The 2752-nt window shown below is 69.5% G+C and carries 3 protein-coding genes; 1 reads left to right on the top strand and 2 read right to left on the bottom strand.

Annotation, left to right across the window (positions count from 1 at the left end; all coding sequences use genetic code 11):
- Positions 1-74: 74 nt before the first annotated feature.
- Positions 75-632 carry a SixA phosphatase family protein gene (locus tag ACY5KJ_RS19525; protein ID WP_462189279.1) on the top strand — a complete coding sequence of 186 codons (558 nt, stop codon included), beginning with the start codon at positions 75-77 and terminating at the stop codon, positions 630-632.
- A gap of 102 nt (positions 633-734) precedes the next feature.
- On the opposite strand, the gene ACY5KJ_RS19520 is transcribed toward ACY5KJ_RS19525, so the two are convergent.
- Positions 735-929 carry a hypothetical protein gene (locus ACY5KJ_RS19520; protein WP_462189278.1) on the bottom strand — a complete coding sequence of 65 codons (195 nt, stop codon included), beginning with the start codon at positions 927-929 and terminating at the stop codon, positions 735-737.
- Positions 930-1080: 151 nt separating this feature from the next.
- Complete coding sequence (locus tag ACY5KJ_RS19515) at positions 1081-2613, bottom strand: alpha,alpha-trehalose-phosphate synthase (UDP-forming) (protein WP_462204048.1); 1533 nt, start codon at positions 2611-2613, stop codon at positions 1081-1083.
- Positions 2614-2752: the final 139 nt, after the last annotated feature.

Below are 2752 nucleotides of genomic sequence, written 5' to 3'. Positions count from 1 at the left end.
GAATGGCAGTTCCGGCTGGAACGCGACGGACGTCGCGCCGTCGATTTCCTCCCCGTGCAGCGGAGGGCTCTCTCGTGAGACCACAGCGGCGCCTTCTTCTGCTGCGGCACGCAAAGTCAGACTGGGCCGAGCGGTCGATCCACGACGCCGATCGACCGCTGTCGGGATCGGGCCGGCGGGGCTGCAAAATTATCTCGCGCTACCTCACGGACAACAGGCTCGCGCCCGACCTCATTCTGTGCTCCTCCGCGCTGCGGACCCGGCAGACCGTCGAGGGCCTCGCGGAGGCGCTCCCCCCGAACGTCCCAGTCCTGACCGAGGACCGGCTCTATCTGGCCGAGGCGCAGGACCTGCTGGACCGGTTGCGTGAGATCGACGACGGAGTGCCCAGCGTGATGCTCGTCGGGCACAATCCCGGTATCCACACGCTGGCCGTGGCCCTGCTGCCCCCCGCCGAGCGGTACCAGATCCCCACGTTCCCGACGGCGGCACTCGCTGTCCAAGATCTGACCGTTACGCGCTGGGCGGAGCTGGGTCAGGACTCGGCCCGGCTCGTCTCCTTCGTCACGCCGCAGGGCCTGCGGGAGGCCGCCAGACCCACGGGGGCCCCGAAACCTGGCCCACCGGCCTGACCGCCGGCCTGAGCTCGGCCGGCGGCCGAGCGCCGCGGCGCGGCAGCCCGATGAACTGGTAGGTGCCGCGCCAGGCCTCGTTGAACCAGATCGGCACGGCACTCAGTAGGCCTGCTCCATGATCTTGGAGACGAGGGCGAAGACGCCACCAAGGACCAACAGTGCGCCGGCCGCGATCCACAACGGCACCGAGGCGAGCGGGAGGGCGAACGTCCCGACGACGAAGCCTACAATGATCAGAAGTACCGCGGCCCACGAACCCGTGTTGGCCTTGTGGTGACCGGTCTCACTAGCCACGTCCACTCCCGTCCGTCCTCATCGGGGCCGCCCGGCGACCCGATGCACATCGTTTTCCGGTGCGAGACTACCCGCGATCGGCATGTCCGATCCCGGATGGCGATGTACCTTTACCCGATCTCGCCATTCTCTTCCCGCGCCGGGAGCCCGGTCACCCGAATCCGGCGACCCGCCGCAGGTCCACCAGCTGGTCGTCGAGCCAGCGCCGCACGTCGTGGGTGCGGACCTGTTCGGCGGCCGCGGCGAGCCGACGATGGCGCTCCTCCATCGGCATCGTCAGCGCGGTGTACAGGGCGTCGGCCATCTGCTGCACGTCGAAGGGGTGCAGGGTGACGGAGAACTCACCCAGTTCCTCGTGCGCCCCGGCCATCTCCGACAACGCCAGCACGCCGCCACGCCGGTTGACGACCGCGACCTCCTTCGCGACCAGGTTCATCCCGTCGGCGATCGCGTTGACGATCAGAACGTCACAGATGGAGTAGGCCGCCACGGCGAGCGGGAAGTCCTCGACCATCCGCAGGTCGATCGGCTGGCGCCCCTCCTTGGTATGCCGGGCGTTGATCTCCGCGACGACCGCGCCGATCAGGGCGATGTAGTCGGCGTACTCCGGCACGTCGGTGCGGCTGGGCTGCAGCAGCGCCAGAAAGCTGACCTTGCCCACCAGCTCCGGATGCTGATCGAGCAGGGTGCCGAAGGCCAGGAAGCCGCGCACGACGTTCTTGCTGGGGTCGGTGCGGTCCACCCGCAGGATGAGCTGACGGCCATCGTCGAGGAAGATGTAGCGCAGCATCGCCACATGCGCCGCCACCTCCTCGGAGGCCTGCGTAGCGTCCAGCGCCGCCGGGTCGACCGAGATCGGGTGGTACCGGGCGCGGACCACCCGGTCCGCCACCGTCACCGTCAGCTGCTCCAGGTCGGTCGGCAGGCCGAGCAGCTCCTGGGCGCACAGGACGAAGTTGCGAGCGTAGCGCCGGGTATGGAAACCGACCACATCGCTACCGAGCAGCCCGCGCAGCAGCCGCTCCCGGATGTCGGCGGGCAGGACGCGCCACTCGTCCGGCCCCGGCCAGGGAATGTGGATGAAATGCGTGAGCACCACATCCGGGCACTGCTCCCGCACCCAGTCGGCCACGAGGTAGAAGTGGTAGTCCTGCAGCAGGACGAGCGCCTTGCCACCCCGCGCGCGCGCCTCGTCAACCACCGCGTCGGCGTAGGCCCGGTTGACCGCAGCGTAGCCGTTCTCGAAGGCGTCGTGCTCGGCCCGGCTGAACACCGGTGACAGCGACCGGCCGTAGAGGCCGTGCTGGATGAACCACAGGATCGGGTTGGACCACACGCTGTAGAAGTCGGCGTAGGCGGTCGGATCGGTAACGACGAGCCGGACCCGGATGGCGGGGCCGTCCGGCTCGCCCTCCGCGAGCCGGGGCGAGGGAGAGGTCTGGACGAGGATGGAGCTCCCGGCGCTCTCCCCGGCGACGGCGACGTCCTCCTCGCTGGCTGCGCCGCACACCCACACCGCGTCGTCGAGATGCTCGGCGAGTCCGGACAGGGCCGAGACGAGGCCTCCCGCCCCCCGGGTGACGGTACGACCGGTGGCGTCCCGGTCGAACCTGACCGGACCGCGATTGGACAGCAGCACGAGCGGCAGGTCGAGCGACAGGTCGAGCGGGTTGAAGTCCGACACGGCGGATGCGGCCTCCTGGTCACGGGCGGTGCTCGGCGTCCGGCACCGCTGAGCCCGAGCGCCCGAGCGCACGGGAACAATCCGGACTGTAGTAAGCCCGGCTTTCGGATGCATCGCGTTGCAACGCGGCTAGGGCCTG

This window comes from Frankia sp. CcWB3, assembly GCF_977927595.1.
Note: the sequence above shows the minus strand (reverse complement) of the source record. Positions and strands in the feature narration are given on the sequence as shown.